Source organism: Roseateles asaccharophilus, from assembly GCF_004362405.1.
Classification (GTDB): Bacteria; Pseudomonadota; Gammaproteobacteria; order Burkholderiales; family Burkholderiaceae_C; genus Kinneretia; species Kinneretia asaccharophila.
Map to the genome: position 1 here is coordinate 854,013 of NZ_SNXE01000001.1, position 16,857 is coordinate 870,869.

The window sequence follows — 16,857 nt, forward strand, 5'->3', positions numbered from 1 at the left end:
AACAAGGACAGACTATGAACAGCAAGAAACTGCGTCCCGCCTCGCTGGCGGTGGCCACCCTGCTGGCCGCCATGGCCATGAGTGCCCAGGCCCAGGAAACTCGTCGCTCCTACATCGTGCAACTGGCGAATGCGCCGGTCGCATCCTATGAGGGCGGCATCGCCGGCCTGCCGGCCACCAAGCCCGCACCGGGCTCGCGTCTGGATGTGAGCGCGGCCGATGTGAAGGCCTATATCGCCTATCTGGAGCAGAAGCAGAACGACGTCATCAGCACCATCAATCCGGCCCACATCACGCACCGCTACGACGTGGTGCTGAATGGCTTTGCCGCCATGCTGACCGACTCCGAGGTCCGCGCGCTGAAGAAGAACAGCGGCGTGGCCCGGATCGAGGCTGACGAGATGCTGCAGCCCTACACCAGCTACACCTCCAGCTTCCTGGGCCTGGACAAGGCTGCGGGCCTGTGGGAGCAGGCCGGTGGCAAGGACAAGGCCGGCGAGGACATGATCATCGCCATCGTGGACAGCGGTGTCTGGCCCGAGAACCTGAGCTTTGCCGACCGCGTGGACGCCAACGGCGTGCCCACCCATGACCCCAGCGGCACCCTGGCCTACGGCCCGCCGCCGGCCAAGTGGAAGGGCGCTGGGTGCGAAACCTCGCGCGGCAGCGACAGCGGCAGCGTCAAGGCCAGCAACTGCAACAACAAGCTGCTGGGGGTGCGCTCCTTTGTGGCCCTGAATGCGCCCATCGCTGCGACCGAGTTCCTGACCGGACGTGATGGTGGTGGCCACGGCACCCACGTGGCCAGCACGGCCGGTGGCAATGCCAATGTGCCGTCCACCATCAACGGCATCGACATGGGCTCCATGTCCGGTGTGGCGCCGCGTGCCCGTATTGCCTCCTACAAGACCTGCTTCACCGGAACCACGGCCACCAACGGCGGTTGCGCCACGGCCAGCAGCGTCTCGTCCATCAACCAAGCGGTGAAGGATGGCGCGGACGTTATCAACTACTCCATCGGCCCCACCGCCGGCGGCGGCACGCTGAATGACGCCATCCAGGCCGCCTTCCTGAATGCCTCGAATGCGGGTGTTTTCGTGGCGGCGGCCGGTGGCAACTCCGGCCCCAACACCAACCCGGTGTCTAATCTCGGCCCCTGGCATGCCACGGTGGCCGCATCCACGCATGACCGCACCGTGGGTGCAGAGGCAGTGGTGGAAGGCAGCGGCAGCTATGTGGGCGCCTCCGTCAACCAGACGCCGGTGGCCAGCAGCAATCTGATCCTGGCGACGGCCGCAGCCCTGTCCGGGGCCAATCCGACCCAGGCCGATCTCTGCTACGGCGCTGCCGACGGCGTGGTGACCCTGGACCCCGTCAAGGTGGCGGGCAAGATCGTGGTCTGCACCCGCGGCGCGACGGCTCGTGTCAACAAGAGCCTGGCCGTGCTGCAGGCGGGTGGTATCGGCATGATCCTGGCCGACAACGGCGCGGGTCTGGTGGCCGAGCCGCACTCGGTGCCCACCATCCACATCAATGCGGCAGATGGTGTCGCGGTGAAGAACTTCGTGGCCGCCAACCCGGCCGCCCAGGGCTCCATCGGCGTGGCCCAGGTGCGCTTTGGCGATGTGTTGGCGCCCCAGACGGCAGGCTTCTCCTCGCGCGGCCCCAACGTCGCCAACAACAACATCCTGAAGCCCGACTTCGCGGCGCCCGGTGTTGACATCGTGGCGGGCTATGTGCCCGGCCTGACGGCTGCCGAAGCCAGTGCCATCCGCGGCGGCGCCAGCACCAGCAAGACGGCCGAGGGCATGATCTCCGGCACCTCCATGGCCAGCCCGCATGTCGCCGGCCTGGCGGCCCTGATCAAGCAGCAGCGCCCGAGCTGGACGCCGGCCATGATCAAGTCGGCCCTGGCCACGACGGCGGGCGACACCTACAACGACGGTGTCAACCTGCCCCTGGCCTGGAGTGCCACCGCCAATGCCAATGGCCGTCTGCCCTGGGCTCAGGGTTCCGGTCAGGTACGCCCCAATCTGGCGACCGATCCGGGCCTGGTCTATGACGCCACGGCCATCGACTACGCGCGCTTCACCTGCGGCCTGAGTCTGAATATGTTCAGTGCCGCGACCTGCGCGGCCGTGGGCACCATCCAGCCGCACAACCTGAACCTGGCCTCCCTGACCGCGGCCAGCGTGATGGGCTCGCAGACCCTGACGCGTACCGTGACCAATGTCAGCGACAGCTCGGCCACCTACACCGCCAAGGTAGAGATGCCTGGCTTCAATGTGGAGGTGTCGCCGAGCAGCTTCACCATCGCACCGGGTGCCAAGCAGACCTACACGGTCAAGCTGACCCGCAGCACCGCGCCGCTGGATACCTGGGTCTATGGCTCGCTGACCTGGTCGGACGGCACGCGCAATGTGCGCAGCCCCCTGACGGCCCGCGCCACGGCCCTGGCCGCTCCGGCCTCGGTCTACAGCGAAGCCGCCTCCGGCAGCAAGCTCTTCACCATCGGCACCGGCTTTGCCGGCTCCATGGTGGTGGAGCGGGGTGGTCTGAAAGCGGCCACCCGCAGCGCCGCAACCCTGACCGGCACCAACACCGGCACGGCCACCACCATCTGCCGCGCGAACAATTCGCCCGCGGTGAAGGTGCATGACGTTGCCGTGCCGGCCGGCACGCTGGCGATGCGCTTCTCGCTGTTCAACGCGGACACCACGGGTGGTCAGCTCGCGGGCAAGGAAGACGATCTGGACATGCTGCTGCTGGACAACGCCGGCAACGCGCTGGCGGGCAGCCTGAACGACGGCTCCAACGAGAGCGTGCAGCTGACCTCGCCGGCCGCCGGCAACTACAAGGTCTGCGTGATCTCGTACAGCCTGCAGGGTCGTCCCTCCACCAACTACACCCTGTCGTCCTGGATCGTCGGTCCCAGCGATGTGGGAGGCAACTTCCGCGTGCTGGCGCCGGCCAATGCCGTCATCGGCGGCACAGCCACGGTGGGTATGAGCTGGTCGGGTCTGCCGCTGGGTCAGCGCTATCTGGGTGCCGCGGCCTACCGTGTGGGTGGCGTGCGTCAGGGCGTGACCCTGCTGGAGGTGCTGACCAATGATCCGGTGCCGCTGGCCAAGAGCGGTCGTCCTGTGAACGCGCAGGAGTAAGCCGGGATCATCCCCGCGGAGCTGCTGGCAGCTCCGCACAAGGGCCGCAGGCATTCAGGTGCTTGCGGCCCTTTGCATTGGCCCGTCCGGCCTTCAGCGTGTTGCCTGGCCGGCGTACAGCTGTTCCGCGCGCTGGTAGAGCACCCAGCTGGTGGCGATGTACTTGTCGCCACCCTCGGGACGGTTGCCGCGGTGGGTGTGGGTGAAAGCGGTCGGCGCGATCAGCAGGCTACCTCGGCGTGGCTTGATCTTGCGCTGCTGGTACAGGAACTCCGTCTCGCCGGCCTCGAAGTCATCGTTGAGGTAGAGCGTCCAGAGCACCGCGCGGTGCAGGGCCTCGCCCTGATCCTGCCTGGGGTATTGCTCGCAATGCCAGTGCGGGTAGCCGCCCTGGCCGGCCAGGTATTTCTGGATATTGATGCTGCCGGGGCGGAACACCTTGGCCACCAGACCGTTGAGCAAGTCATCGCTCAGGCCGGCAACGGCCTCGGCATCCAGTACCCGCAGCTCGCCGCTGCCCGGGTCCTGCATCTTGAGCTGCAGCGGCGCGAGGGCCACATGGGCGTAGCGGCGCAGATAGCGTCTGAGGCAGTGCAGCACCGCCTGGTTGAGCTGAGCCTGGACGTCGCCCCAGCCGGGCACGCGATCAAGCTGGATGTCCCAGCTGTCTTTCATGCTCAGGTCCACACCGCTGCCGGTGGCGCCGCGCTGGGCCTGGCCGCCTTCCTCAAAACGCTGCAGCCAGGCCTGGCAGGTGGCGGCATCGAGGACATCGTCGTAGACCTCGATGAAATCGGGAGCGGACATGGTGTGGCGGCGGAGTGCTGGGGCGGGCGGATTCTAGGCCGAGCGCCCGTGACCGGACTCAGCGCGCGCTGCCGCCGGGACTTCCGCCCTGCTGCGGTCCGCGCAGCACGCAGCGCCCGGCCTGGCAGCGGGCGCCCGGGTCCGTGAGCAGGGCGCAGTCGGATGCCATGCCGCTGCGTTGGTTCTCGGCCTGGCGCACCGCTGTGTGCTCCGCGGCCAGTGCCTGCAGGCGAGACTCCTGGCTTCGGCGTGTGGACCAGGCCAGATAGGCCTCAGGTCCGCCGCAAGCCTTGCTGCCCACGGCCAGGCTGCGGCATTGCTGGTCGGTATCGCAAGCCGCATCGCCGATCTGGGCCTGCATCTGGCTTAGCAGCTCGGGGGCGCTGCGGGCCGGCAGGCCGGCCGCCTTGGGTTCCACGGCGCAGGCCGGCAGCGCCAAGCTCAGCAGCAGCGCTGCGCCAAGATGCCAGGATGGGAGCTTTGGGGTGAGGCGGATAGGGGCTGTCATGCCGGATATGCTGAACCAGCTGGTAACTGTGTGCAATAGGGCGCAGCTCGGCGGGCTGGACCCTGCCGCTTTTGCGCCAGAATGCCCGCTCCTTGGAGCAGTAGGGAGCGGCAATGCGCTTGGGGTGGTGCTGGGTTTTGTGGCTGTGTCTGGGCATGCAGGCCCGGGCAGAGGGCCCCCTGCCTGGCGATTGCCGTCCCATGCCCGAGCAGGTGCTGGAGCAGATCAACCGTCTGCGCGCCCAGGCCCATCGCTGCGGCAGCCAGACCTTGCTGCCGGCCGGCCCTTTGCAATGGGACCCGAGCCTGGCGCGCTCGGCCTGGCGCTATGCCGAGGAGCTGGCGCGGCGTGATCTGCTGAGTCATCGCGGCGAGCAGGCCGCCACCCTGCGCGAGCGCCTGCGCTCCGCGGGCTATCTGCTGCGCACGGCTGGCGAGAACCTGGCCGCCGGTCCTGTGGATCTGGAGGAGACCCTGGCCCTCTGGCTGGACAGCCCCGAGCACTGTGACAACCTGATGCAGCCGGACTATGAGCATATGGGCCTGGCCTGTGTGGCCGCGCCGGGACGCTACGGCCGCTTCTGGGTGCTGCACATGGGCCGCGGCCTGCGCACCCAGGCCCAGCGCAGCGAGGCCCGGGGCTCCGACACCCTGCGCTAGTGGCGGCTCGCCGGGGCGGCCGCGGGACTCAGGGCAGGGCCTCGGCGATCACGCCGCCGCCCAGGCAGACCTCGCCGGCGTAAAGCACCGCGCTCTGGCCGGGCGTGACGGCCCATTGGGCTTGCGGGAAGTCCAGGCGGATGCTGCGCTCGCCGGGCTGCAGGGCGCAGGCGGCGTCGGCCTGGCGGTAACGGGTCTTGGCGCCGTAGCCACCGAACTCCGGCATGCGGCCGCTGGTCCAGCTCAGATCGTCGGCCAGCAGGGAATGGCTTTGCAGCAGGGGGTGGTCATGGCCCTGCACCACCACCAGGGTGTTGGTCTGCAGGTCCTTGCGGGCCACGAACCAGGGCGCGTGCTCGCCGCCGCCGCGCGGCGCGCCCTTGTCCTTGATGCCGCCTATGCCCAGGCCCTGGCGCTGGCCCAGGGTGTAGAAGGACAGGCCCACATGCTCGCCCAGCTTGCGACCACGCTCGTCCTTGATGGGGCCGGGCTGGTGGGCCAGATAGCGGTTGAGGAACTCGCGGAAGGGCCGCTCGCCGATGAAGCAGATGCCGGTGGAATCCTTCTTCTTGGCATTGGGCAAGCCGATCTCCTCGGCCATGCGCCGCACCTCGGTCTTGGGCAGCTCGCCCACCGGGAACAGGGTCTTGGCCAGCTGGGCCTGGTTGAGGCGGTGCAGGAAGTAGCTCTGGTCCTTGAGCGGGTCCAGGCCCTTGAGCAGCTGGAACTCGCCGCCCAGCTCGCGCACCCGGGCATAGTGGCCGGTGGCGATCTTCTCGGCGCCCAGGCGCATGGCGTGGTCCAGAAAGGCCTTGAACTTGATCTCGGCATTGCACAGCACGTCGGGGTTGGGCGTGCGGCCGGCCTGGTACTCCTGCAGGAAGGCGGCGAAGACGCGGTCCTTGTAGTCCGCGGCGAAATTCACATGCTCGATCTCGATGCCGATCACATCGGCCACCGCGGCGGCGTCCACGAAGTCGATATTGGACGAGCAGTACTCGCTGTCGTCATCGTCCTCCCAGTTCTTCATGAAGATACCGACCACCTCGTGGCCGGCTTGCTTCAGCAGATGGGCGCTGACAGCGGAATCGACGCCGCCGGACAGGCCGACGACGATGCGGTGCTTCTTCTCACTCATGCCCCGATTTTCCCCCAAGGGCGCAGCACATGCGCCCGGACGGGGCTTAAGCCGGCACTCATGCGATCTTCATCCGCTCCGGCCGACGGCTCGCTAGAGTGCGCCGGCTGAATGAACACGGCAGCGCTGCCGCCCGGCCGCGCTGCCGAGGGAGAGAGGAATGATGACGACCATAGGCCTGACCCTGCGCCAGATCCTGGCGGACACCCTGGGTGTGGAGGCGGCGCGGCTGGAGCCCGCCAGCCCCTTGCTGGGCGCCGTGCCGGCGCTGGACTCGCTGGGGCAGCTGGCCTTGCTGCAGGCCCTGGAGGATCGCTTCGGCCTGCTGATCGAACCGGGTGAGATGCCCGCTGGCAGCCTGGCCACCCTGGGCAGTCTGGAGAACTACCTCTGCGCGAGGCTGTGCGGCTGGGGCGGCACATGAAGATCAAGCATGCCGGACTGCGCCTGATGATGGGCGCCCTGCGCGGTCTGCCCATGCGCTGGCGCCAGCGCCTGGCCCATGGGCTGGGTCCCGTGCTGCTGCAGCTCGCCCCACGCACCCGTCGCCGTCTTGACGAGAACCTGGCCCTGGCCCTGCCGGGGCTGGCGCCGCCTTCTCGCCGGCGCATGGCGCGTCAGGTCAGCCAGCACATCTGCCAGGGCGTGCTGGACAGCTTCTGGCTGGAGCAGCTGGCGCTGGACATCGAGTTCGGTGATGAGCAGGCGCGCGCCATCTTGCAGTCCGGGGGCGGCGCCAGCGTGGCCACCCTGCACATGGGCTGCTACGAGGTGGTGGCCCTGGCCCTGCAGCGATTGACCGGGCGCTGCAGCACCCTGGCCAAGATTCCAGCCTGGCTCCAACAGGGTGAGATGCTGTACGGCCGGGTGGGCATCGATTGCCTGGACAAACGCCAGCCCGGCGCCTTTTTCCGGCTGCTGGACGCCGCGCGCGCCGGGCGCTACATCGCCCTGCATGCCGACCACCATGGGCAGGACCTGCCGGTGCGCTTCTTTGGCCGCAACACGCGGGCGCCGACCGGGGCCTTGCTGCTCTCGGCCCTGGCCCGCAAGCCGCTGCTGCTGGGCTATGCTTGGCAGGAGGGCGCGGGGCGCTATCGCGTGCGCTTCGAGACCCTGGAAGCCCAGCCGCCGGGGCGGCAGGGCGCCGCGCTGGCGGGGGCCTTGCAGCGCCTGTACCAGCGCCTGGAACAGGTGATCCGAGCCCACCCCTCGCACTGGGACTGGTCCTATCGGCGCTGGCGGCCAGAAGACCAGCCGTGCCCAGAGGCCCTTCGGGCTCGCTCAGGGTCGCAGCTCGGGCTGGAAGAGACTGTCGTCGGCCTGGATCAGATCCAGGGGCAGGCGGCGGCCGGCTCGATGATCTTCCAGGCAGCGCCAGACCAGCGGGCTGCGTAGGCGGCCGGCATCGCGCGCCTGCGCGATCTCCTCGGGGCTGGCCCAGAGCCAGCGCCGTATGCCCTGGTCCAGGGCCAGGCCCGGCACCGGCCCATCGCGCTCCAGGCCGCCGCAGTAGGCAATGCGCAGATAGGTCACGTCCTCGCCGCTGGCCTCGCGCCGGAAGCGCGAGAGATAGAGGCCCAGCAGCGCCTCGGGCCGGAAGCGGTGCGCGGTCTCCTCCAGCGCCTCGCGCACCGCGCCCTGCAGCGGCGTCTCGCCCTGTTCCAGATGGCCGGCCGGGTTGTTGAGCCGCAGGCCTTCGGGCGTTTCCTCTTCCACCAACAGATAGCGGCCCTCGCGCTCGATGATGGCGGCCACGGTGACGGAGGGCTTGAAGCGTTGCGGACTCATGAAAGGCTCGTTGGGGTGGGCGGTGCAGGCCGCGCATGCTGCCCCTGTTGCGGGCCTGTGGTCAAGTTCCCACGCTAGGACAAACCCTGTCGCGCCGGCGGCTAGGCGGCGGCAATCGGCCATGTAAGCTCCGTGCAAGCATGTCCGACCGGCCCTGCCCACAACAGGTGCCGGACAACAGGAGGGAGTCCCGATGTTGATTGGAGTTCCGCGCGAGTGCGCGGCCGGCGAGACGCGGGTGGCCGTCACCCCCGAGACCGTCAAGAAGCTCAAGGCCCAGGGCCACACGCTGTGCATCGCGCGCGGCGCCGGCCTGGCGGCCAGCATCACCGACGAGGCCTTTGCCGCCGCCGGCGCTGAGCTGGGCGAGCAGGCCCAGGCCCTGGCCGCGCCCCTGGTGCTCAAGGTGCGCGCGCCCGAGCCCGAGGAACTGCCCCTGATGCAGCGCGGCAGCGCCCTGGTGGGCATGCTCAATCCCTTTGACCGGCCGGGTTTGGAGCGCCTGGCCGCGGCCGGCCTCACGGCCTTTGCGCTGGAGGCGGCGCCGCGCACCACGCGGGCCCAGAGCATGGATGTGCTGTCCAGCCAGGCCAATATCGCCGGCTACAAGGCCGTGATGATCGCGGCGGACAAATACCAGCGCTTCTTCCCCATGCTGATGACGGCGGCCGGCACGGTGAAGGCCGCGCGGGTGGTGATTCTGGGCGTGGGCGTGGCGGGCCTGCAGGCCATTGCCACGGCCAAGCGCCTGGGCGCGGTGATCGAGGCCTCGGATGTGCGGCCCAGCGTCAAGGAGCAGGTGGAGAGCCTGGGCGCCAAGTTCATCGACGTGCCCTACGAGACGGCCGAGGAGCGCGAGGCCGCCGAGGGCGTGGGCGGCTATGCCCGCCCCATGCCGCCGAGCTGGCTGGAGCGCCAGAAGGTGGAGGTGGCCAAGCGCGTGGCCCAGGCCGATGTGGTGATCACCACCGCCCTGATTCCCGGCCGCGCGGCCCCGGTGCTGGTGAGCGAGGACATGGTGCGCAGCATGAAGCCGGGCTCGGTGATCGTGGACCTGGCGGCCCCGGCCGGTGGCAACTGCCCGCTGACCGAGCCGGGGCGCACCGTGCTCAAGCATGGCGTGACCCTGGTGGGCGAAACCAATCTGCCGGCCCTGGTGGCGGCGGACGCCTCGGCGCTGTATGCACGCAATGTGCTGGACTTCCTCAAGCTCGTGCTCCCCAAGGAGGGCGGGCTGCAGGTGCCCATGGATGACGACATCGTGGCGGCCGTGCTGGTCTGCCGCGAGGGCCAGGTCTTGCGGAGCTGATGAGCATGGAACTGATCTCACCCACCATCACCAATCTGATCATCTTCGTGCTGGCCATCTATGTGGGCTACCACGTGGTCTGGAACGTCACGCCCGCCCTGCACACGCCGCTGATGGCGGTGACCAATGCGGTCTCGGCCATCGTCATCGTCGGCGCCATGCTGGCGGCGGCCCTCACCGAGACCGAGGCCGGCAAGATCCTGGGCACCCTGGCCGTGGCCCTGGCCGCGGTGAATGTGTTCGGCGGCTTTCTCGTGACCCGGCGCATGCTGGAGATGTTCAAAAAGAAGGACAAGAAGTCCGGCACGGGGGTCAAGCCATGAGCCTGGACCTTGTCACCCTCCTGTATCTGCTGGCCAGCGTCTGCTTCATCCAGGCGCTCAAGGGCCTGTCCCATCCCACCACCTCCATCCGCGGCAATGTCTTCGGCATGGTGGGCATGACGATTGCCGTGCTCACCACGGCGGCCCTGATCCTCAAGCTGGCCGGCGGTCAGGGGCCGGGTCTGGCCTATGTGCTGGCTGGCCTGGTGATCGGCGGCGGCATCGGCGCCTATATGGCCAACAAGGTCGAGATGACCAAGATGCCCGAGCTGGTGGCATTCATGCACAGCATGATCGGCCTGGCGGCGGTCTTCATCGCGGCGGCCGCGGTGCTGGAGCCCTGGGCCTTCGGCATCACGGAGAAGGGCGGCCCCATACCCGGCGGCAACCGCATCGAGCTCGCTTTGGGCGCCTTCATCGGCGCCATCACCTTCAGCGGTTCGGTCATCGCCTTCGGCAAGCTCAGCGGCAAGTACAAGTTCCGCCTCTTCCAGGGCGCGCCGGTGGTCTTTGCCGGCCAGCACAAGCTCAACCTGGCCCTGGGCCTGGCGGCGGCCTTCTTCTGCTTCGGCTTCTGGCACTCGCAGAGCTGGACAGACTTTGCCCTGATCCTGGCCCTGGGCTTTGCCCTGGGCGTGCTGCTCATCATCCCCATCGGCGGGGCCGACATGCCGGTGGTGGTGTCCATGCTCAACAGCTACTCGGGCTGGGCAGCGGCGGGCATAGGCTTCTCGCTCAACAACAGCATGCTGATCATTGCCGGCTCCCTGGTGGGCAGCTCGGGGGCCATCCTGAGCTACATCATGTGCAAGGCCATGAACCGCAGCTTCTTCAACGTGATCCTGGGCGGGTTCGGTGGCGATGCCGCGGCCGGCGCCGCGGGGTCAGCGGTGCAGCGTACGGTCAAGAGCGGCAGCGCCGATGACGCCGCCTTCATCCTGGGCAATGCCGAGAGCGTGATCATCGTGCCGGGCTACGGCCTGGCGGTGGCGCGTGCCCAGCACGCGGTCAAGGAGCTGGCCCACAAGCTCAGCGAGAAGGGTATCAACGTCAAGTACGCCATCCACCCGGTGGCCGGTCGCATGCCCGGCCATATGAATGTGCTGCTGGCCGAGGCCGAGGTGCCCTACGACCAGGTCTTCGAGATGGAGGACATCAACGCCGAGTTCGGCCAGGCCGATGTGGCCGTGATCCTGGGTGCCAACGACGTGGTCAACCCCGCGGCGCACATCAAGGGCAGCCCCATCTATGGCATGCCCATCCTGGAGGCCTACAAGGCCAAGACCATCATCGTCAACAAACGCTCCATGGCCGCCGGCTATGCGGGCCTAGACAACGAGCTCTTCTACATGGACAAGACCCTGATGGTCTTCGGCGATGCCAAGAAGGTGGTGGAAGACATGCTGAAGGCGGTGGAGTAGGGGCTTGGTCGCCGCGGTCTCACGGGCTCCCTCATCAGTGCAAGGACGGCCGTCATGGCCAGGGACAAGCGGCCTGGCTGGTTGATGGCGGTCGTGTGAATGAATGCCTGTTGGCAACACCTGACCCCCAAAAGGTGGGAGGGCAGGTAACAGCGCTTCGCAGGCTTACGACTTGCCGTTAGTATGGTGCGACATTCGCACGGCCTGACTTGGTTGGGCCCCCACAAAAGCTCTGGTCCGAGGGATGACTCCGATGTCAATCCGCATCGTTGCTGCTTTGGGGCGGCGCGCTGTCTGCCTGGCCGCTCTCGCCGTCAGCGGCGTTGCGGCATGGGCAGCGCCGGTGTACCTGCGCTTCGAGCTGGAGTCGCTGGCCGAGCCGTCGCGCTACGAGTACCGCTACGAGCTTCAGAACGCGAGCATGCCAGTGGGCTCAATTTCACCTTTCCGCGCTTCTTTCTCCACGAAGGGGTCAATTTGCAGACCGCGGTGGCGACCGACGCCAAGGGGCGGGTTGGGTCGGCCGCGATCAGCGTGTCGGTTGACCAGACGGCACCAATCTTGAACGTCGAGTCGCCGCGCGGCGGCCAGATCACGCGCGCGGCGTGGGTCGATGTGCGCGGCATGGTCAATGACGCGGTCGAGGCCATGTTCGGTGCGCCCGAGCCGCAGGTCTACATTTCCGTGAACGACCAGGCCGAACGCGAGGCCGTTGTTGCCGACCGCTATTTCCTGCTCGGCCGGGTGGCGCTGAGCGAGGGCCTCAATCGCATCAAAGTGCGCGCGATCGACCACCTCGGCAACGAGCGCGCGCAGACGCTCGATGTGCACCGCGCCGATACCGGCCTGGCCGGGTTGCTGATCGTCGACGGGCATCACCAGACCGGTCCGGGCCGCAAGGAGCTGCCGAAGCCGCTGACGGTGCTGGCGCTCGACAAGGATGGCGAGCCGGTGAAGGACCAGCAGATCGAGTTCGTGGTCGAGCGTGGCACCGGATCGCTGAGCCCGAACACGGGTCAGTCGGCCAGCGGCGATGCGAACTACACGGCGCGTGCGATCTCCGTGCGCACCAACGCGCAAGGGCGTGCAGCAGCCTGGTTCACCGCCGGCAAGCAGAGCGGACCCGGCGCCAACCTCGTGCGTGCGATTGCGCCCATGCTTGGCGGCGAGGCGGTGCTGTTCATTGCTAACACGCAACGCGGCGTGCCAGCGCGGATCACCGCCGACCTTGGCTTGAACCAGATCGCCGAGACCGATGCGCAGGCGATGGAGATCCTCAGCGCCGTTGTCCGCGACGGCGGCAACAACTACCTCCCCAATGTCAAGGTCGAGTTCCGTGTCACCGAGGGCGCGGCCTTTTTTGCCGACACGCCGGGCGCTGCCGCTGCACCTGACGGGCAGAGCATCGTCGTGACGACCGACAAGAACGGCGTGGTCGGTGTGCGCCCGCATATCGGCAGCGAGCCCGGCATCGTGCGCATCAGCGCCCGAGCGGCCACGGGCGACGCCCCCAGCTTCGATGGTCCAGCCGCCAGTGTCGGGGGCGCGAGCTTCGTGATCCGCGCCAAGAAGGCCAGCGATGGACCAGCCACCTTCGGCGGCTTCATCTACAGCGACAAGGGAGCGCCGATCGAGGGCGTCAAGGTCAGCATCGGCCGCACGCCGCTGCTTGCGACCAGCGACGACAAGGGCTACTTCGAGATCGGCAATGTGCCGCCGGGGCGGATCGATCTGTTCATCGATGGCCGGGCGGTCAATCCGAGCAACGACCCGGCCAAGCCGCAGTGGCCCAGCCTGCACTTCGAGGCCTATGTGGTGCGGGGGCAGAAGAACGAGCTGGCCCATGCGATCTATCTGCCGGCGCTGCTGGTCAGCGAGGCCAAGGTGGTGGGCGGAGCCGAGGATGTGGTGCTGACGATTCCGGGCCTGGAAGGCTTCCAGATGAAGGTCAAGGCCAATAGCGTGACCTTCCCGGACGGCTCGCGCACCGGCACCCTGGTGGTGAGTCCGGTGACGGCCGACAAGCTGCCGATGGCACCTCCCGCCGGTGGGGCGCAGTTCGGCGTGCCGGCCTGGACCATCCAGCCGGCGGGCACGCGCTTCGATCCGCCGATCGAGGTGCAGATGCCCAACAGCACGCTTGAAGAGCCGGGCGACAACCTGCCGGTGGTGCAGTGGGATCACGACCTGGGGCAGTACGTGCCGATGGGGCGCGCGACCGTGTCGAGCGACGGAGCCTGGCTGCTCACCGATGCGGGATCCGGTGTGACCAAGGCCGGCTGGGGAGGCCTGTGTCGCTATGACGACTGCAAGACCGCCGCGACCAAATGTCCGGAATGCCAGAAGTTCGAGAACAGGGGCTCACCGCCTTGTCCGACCTGCGTGCCTGATCCTGCTCAGGAGAACAAGATGTGCCAGGACAGTCCGTGCAAGACCTGTCAAGGCGGCAACTGCAAGGCGGACAAAAGAAAGGACGGGCAACGTGACACGCGCTTCGATGTCAATGTCATCAATGTGTCGTTCGAGCCGAAGCTGAAGGAGCTTTACAAGGGTTCGATCGCAAGCTGGCTGGGCAAGATGGGTGGCGCCGAGTTGTCCGTCAAGGGCAAGATCGCGGGCTCCCTGCGCGAGAGCCATATCTGCTGCTCAAAGCGCGAAGGCGCCTTGTCGACCAACATCAACATCGGCGGCGACATCGAGATCGAGTTCAAGTGGAACTGGTTGAAGGCGCCGGGCCTGTCGCATCTCGCAAAGGCCGGCGGCGTCGATGAGCTCGGTGCCTTTACCAAGATCAAGGCGTACTTCGGTACAGCTGGGACGGGCGGCGAGCTCATCTGGGACGAGTGTGAGCGCAAGGGGGCGGGCAGCATCTCTTACGGAGGGGGGGTCACCGTGGCCCTGCTCGACGCGACCATCAAGGGAACGGCACCGATCAACGGCAAGGAGGTGCCCTTGGAGTTCACGGCCCTGTCGTTCGGTGGTGGAGGCGGATCCTCGACCACGGCTTCTCCGATCTCGAAACGCGCGCTCAGGGAGTTAGGTGACTGGTACTGGAACGCCTTCTTCAAGATCGGCGAATACAAGCTCGGCGACTTCAAGTTCACGCTCGTCAACGTCACGCTGTCAGACAAGGGGACCGTCAGTGGAATCTCGTCCCTCGGCAACCTGTGAGCGGAAGACCTGGAGGTTCTGGTCATGGCTGTTTGGCTATCGGGTCCTGTGGATTCTTGTCTTCGGGTTGCCGACCCTCGATCTGGGGGGTGCTTGGTTGACCGACATTCAGTTTTTCGTCGATGCCCGGCCGCTGCGGGGCCATGTTGCGACCTACGGTGTCGATACCGAAGATGTTGGGCTGTCTGGGCGATACGTTGGGCCTTGGAGTCAATCCAATCCTGTGCCGTGGGTCGACATCACGTTCAGCGAAGGCGATGGCGTGGCGATGCGGTGCCGCCTCAGGGGGCAGGCGGACGTCTTCGGCGACTGGATTTCTGAGGATCGCGAAACAGTGGAGCGTGAGTTGCGACGTCATATGGCTCGCTGGCAGCTTGAGATCGCGTTCCACCGCTCCGATCAACTGGACCGGTGCGCGGTAGGCAAGGACATCGATTGGGGGCGGCTGCTCGTCCTGCTTCCGTTTCTGCTGCTGACCATAGGTTTTTCGGTGGCGACCGTGAGGGCGCTACGCAATGGATGTTCTGGAAGGAGCTCTTCATGAAGTTGCAGGTGTTTCGGGCCACAGCATGGGTCATCGCAGGATTAGCGACCCATCCATGCCAGGCGCAGGAGCTGCAGCCGCCCAGAATGCAGCAGTTGATCGTCGAGACGCTGCACACCTACCAGGTTTCGGCCTACCGGACGCCTGTCGTTTTCGTGGCGGGAGAGGGTGGCGCGCCGCTCTCAGGCAGGACGCCTGCTGCGGTACTGGCGAGCTACCTCAACAAGCTCGCGGCTGGCGACATGGATGGCGCGCTGAAGTCCTGGACGGCGTCGTCCCAGCGGTTCATCGAGAAGCGCAACGCCAAATTCGCTACCGCAGACCTCGTGGCGGCGGCGAAAGCCCAGCATGCTGGCACTCGTTACGAGTTCAGCAAGCAGATCTCGTATGGTGACTACGTGATCATCGAACTGCAGTCCTCGCGCCTGGAATTGAGTAAGACGGTCGCAACCGATGCCTATGCGCTGACTCGAGAGGACGGCGAATGGCGTCTGACGCAAGCGCTTGCCGATGATCCCGTGATGTGTTGCCGCGCTGCGCCGAACTCCCGGATTCAGCGCATTGGCGTCCCTGGCGGCGACTTCAAGCAACTGCTCGAAGCGTTGCGATAGGGTGGGTTTGGAGCGCCTTGGGGCTTTGATTCAAAGAAGACGACCCGTCGGGATGCGCGGGAATGGTGGGAGGACGTATGACGACAACATCTGCTTCGAGGACGGTGCAGCGGCACTGGTGCACGGAAAGCAATGCGCTGGTCGATGTGATTCGCCGCGGCTTGGGCTTTCATACGGCGGGCTCGGCCTACCCCAAAACGAACTCACTAATCAACGATGCCTTTGCCCAGTTCTTCATCAAGTCGTCCATCAACTACGGCCTGCTGAGCTGGACCATCCTGGATATCCAGGTGCCGATCTGGCAGGGCAAGTCGATCTCGTTCTCGGTCGGTTTCTGAGCCATGGGCTCGCTGTTTGTTCGGTTCCTGCTGACCGCCTGCTGCTTCTGCGCAGCGGCGGTGGGGCTGACCTTCTTACTGCGTGACCAGCTTTTCCACCCAGTGCCTGCGCGCTGCCTGGAGGGCAAGTGGGTGGATGGTGCCGCGTCGCGGCGCGGCTTTGCTTTCCTGCGCATGCAGTACGAATGGCAAGGCCGGGTATATGAGGGCGATCGCATGTTCTTCCCGCTGGAGGACTCGCCCCGTAAGCGCGAGTGGCCCGAGGACATTGAGCGCGGTCGGGCCTGGATTGCCGACAACTGCCGTGATCAGCCCGCCCGGGTGATGCACGGGCTGCCCGGCATCGCCTGGTTTGGCGACCAGAGCGGCTGGAACTCCGTGATCGTCGCCGTCGCCTTGCGAGCCATCGCCCTGGCCGCTTTGGTTGTGGTGGCCTGGACATTCATACGGCGGGCCTGGCCCGCTACACAAGGAGAGCGTGAATCATGAAACCCATCGCCCTTCTGAGCCTGCTGCTCTCCCTCGCGCCCGCCTGCATGGCGCAGGGCTTTCCAACCAGCGGACCCAGCCACATCAACGTGATCGAGGAGCTGGTGCACCCCGTCAAGGTTTACCAGTACCAGCCGCCGGTGGACGTGGCCCGGGCGCAGCTGCCGGCAGCGCCTACGCCCGAGGCGGCGGTGATCCGCTACCTCAAGGCCATGGCGGCCGGCGACGAGGAGGCCGCGTTTGGCGGCTGGGACGCGGAGTCGGTGCGCATGATCGAAGAAAACGAGAAGCGAATGGGCCGGAACAAGGCCCAACGCCTTGCGCAGTGGGCCACGTTGTTCAAGGACCGCGCGATGCAGCTGCAACGCAAGGCCGAATACCGCGATCTGACTTTTGTCGAGTTCACACTGACCGCGAACGGCAAGGTCGCACTGACTGATTCCGTGGCGGTGACGAAGACGCCAAGCGGCTATCAACTCACCATGAAGCCTGTCGAATCGGCTGTGATGCAGGGCTGGCGCAACGAGACGAAGCGCGTGCAGAGGTTGGCCAAGTAGTTCGACCGAAGCTGATCGGCATCCAGACGC

17 protein-coding genes are annotated in these 16,857 nt (G+C 66.8%); 13 read left to right on the top strand and 4 right to left on the bottom strand.

The features are described from left to right. Window positions 1–14 precede the first annotated feature (14 nt). Window positions 15–3,161 carry a S8 family serine peptidase gene (locus DFR39_RS03800; RefSeq protein WP_133602183.1) on the top strand — a complete coding sequence of 1,049 codons (3,147 nt, stop codon included), beginning with the start codon at window positions 15–17 and terminating at the stop codon, window positions 3,159–3,161. A 93-nt stretch (window positions 3,162–3,254) separates the two neighbouring features. Here the strand turns inward: DFR39_RS03800 and DFR39_RS03805 are convergent, their stop codons facing one another. Together DFR39_RS03805 and DFR39_RS03810 are read right to left on the bottom strand one after the other, a co-directional pair. Continuing rightward, window positions 3,255–3,968 (bottom strand): 2OG-Fe(II) oxygenase, encoded by a 714-nt coding sequence (locus DFR39_RS03805; RefSeq protein ID WP_133602184.1) that lies wholly within the window; start codon window positions 3,966–3,968, stop codon window positions 3,255–3,257. A 58-nt stretch (window positions 3,969–4,026) separates the two neighbouring features. Beyond that, entirely contained in the window at window positions 4,027–4,476 is a 450-nt protein-coding gene (locus DFR39_RS03810) for a hypothetical protein (RefSeq protein WP_133602185.1), read from the bottom strand. A 200-nt stretch (window positions 4,477–4,676) separates the two neighbouring features. Between DFR39_RS03810 and DFR39_RS03815 the strand changes: the two genes are divergently transcribed. Continuing rightward, window positions 4,677–5,135 (top strand): CAP domain-containing protein, encoded by a 459-nt coding sequence (locus tag DFR39_RS03815; RefSeq protein ID WP_162849415.1) that lies wholly within the window; start codon window positions 4,677–4,679, stop codon window positions 5,133–5,135. A gap of 28 nt (window positions 5,136–5,163) precedes the next feature. Here DFR39_RS03815 and mnmA read toward each other — a convergent pair whose 3' ends face one another. Continuing rightward, on the bottom strand, window positions 5,164–6,273 hold the full coding sequence (gene mnmA, locus DFR39_RS03820; RefSeq protein ID WP_133602187.1) for a tRNA 2-thiouridine(34) synthase MnmA: 1,110 nt from the start codon (window positions 6,271–6,273) through the stop codon (window positions 5,164–5,166). 160 nt (window positions 6,274–6,433) lie between these two features. Here mnmA and DFR39_RS03825 point away from each other — a divergent pair, with 160 nt between their 5' ends. Continuing rightward, the gene (locus DFR39_RS03825; RefSeq protein WP_133602188.1) at window positions 6,434–6,697 is read left to right on the top strand and encodes an acyl carrier protein; all 264 of its coding nucleotides are present in this window, start codon (window positions 6,434–6,436) and stop codon (window positions 6,695–6,697) included. Beyond that, the gene (locus DFR39_RS03830) at window positions 6,694–7,671 is read left to right on the top strand and encodes a lysophospholipid acyltransferase family protein (protein WP_133602189.1); all 978 of its coding nucleotides are present in this window, start codon (window positions 6,694–6,696) and stop codon (window positions 7,669–7,671) included. Before DFR39_RS03825 ends, DFR39_RS03830 begins: the two co-directional genes overlap by 4 nt. Here DFR39_RS03830 and DFR39_RS03835 read toward each other — a convergent pair. Next, complete coding sequence (locus DFR39_RS03835; protein WP_133602190.1) at window positions 7,558–8,064, bottom strand: NUDIX hydrolase; 507 nt, start codon at window positions 8,062–8,064, stop codon at window positions 7,558–7,560. The two genes, DFR39_RS03830 and DFR39_RS03835, sit on opposite strands and share 114 nt — an antisense overlap. Before the next feature lie 193 nt (window positions 8,065–8,257). On the opposite strand from DFR39_RS03835, the gene DFR39_RS03840 reads away from it, so the two are divergent. From DFR39_RS03840 to DFR39_RS03880, 9 genes are all read left to right on the top strand, one after another. Continuing rightward, a complete protein-coding gene (locus DFR39_RS03840; RefSeq protein ID WP_133602191.1) occupies window positions 8,258–9,373 on the top strand; it encodes a Re/Si-specific NAD(P)(+) transhydrogenase subunit alpha in 1,116 nt (371 codons plus the stop codon). 5 nt (window positions 9,374–9,378) lie between these two features. Beyond that, the gene (locus DFR39_RS03845) at window positions 9,379–9,696 is read left to right on the top strand and encodes an NAD(P) transhydrogenase subunit alpha part 2 (protein WP_133602192.1); all 318 of its coding nucleotides are present in this window, start codon (window positions 9,379–9,381) and stop codon (window positions 9,694–9,696) included. After that, window positions 9,693–11,117: an NAD(P)(+) transhydrogenase (Re/Si-specific) subunit beta gene (locus DFR39_RS03850; protein WP_133602193.1), complete on the top strand. Its 1,425-nt coding sequence runs from the start codon at window positions 9,693–9,695 to the stop codon at window positions 11,115–11,117. Before DFR39_RS03845 ends, DFR39_RS03850 begins: the two co-directional genes overlap by 4 nt. A gap of 477 nt (window positions 11,118–11,594) precedes the next feature. Further along, entirely contained in the window at window positions 11,595–14,288 is a 2,694-nt protein-coding gene (locus tag DFR39_RS03855; RefSeq protein ID WP_133602194.1) for a hypothetical protein, read from the top strand. Further along, on the top strand, window positions 14,260–14,832 hold the full coding sequence (locus DFR39_RS03860) for a hypothetical protein (RefSeq protein ID WP_133602195.1): 573 nt from the start codon (window positions 14,260–14,262) through the stop codon (window positions 14,830–14,832). Before DFR39_RS03855 ends, DFR39_RS03860 begins: the two co-directional genes overlap by 29 nt. Beyond that, entirely contained in the window at window positions 14,829–15,443 is a 615-nt protein-coding gene (locus tag DFR39_RS03865) for a hypothetical protein (protein ID WP_133602196.1), read from the top strand. Before DFR39_RS03860 ends, DFR39_RS03865 begins: the two co-directional genes overlap by 4 nt. 77 nt (window positions 15,444–15,520) lie before the next feature. Continuing rightward, a complete protein-coding gene (locus DFR39_RS03870; RefSeq protein WP_133602197.1) occupies window positions 15,521–15,781 on the top strand; it encodes a hypothetical protein in 261 nt (86 codons plus the stop codon). Window positions 15,782–15,784: 3 nt separating this feature from the next. After that, complete coding sequence (locus DFR39_RS03875; RefSeq protein WP_133602198.1) at window positions 15,785–16,270, top strand: hypothetical protein; 486 nt, start codon at window positions 15,785–15,787, stop codon at window positions 16,268–16,270. Continuing rightward, the gene (locus DFR39_RS03880) at window positions 16,267–16,827 is read left to right on the top strand and encodes a hypothetical protein (protein ID WP_133602199.1); all 561 of its coding nucleotides are present in this window, start codon (window positions 16,267–16,269) and stop codon (window positions 16,825–16,827) included. The genes DFR39_RS03875 and DFR39_RS03880 overlap by 4 nt, the downstream gene beginning before the upstream one ends. Window positions 16,828–16,857: the final 30 nt, after the last annotated feature.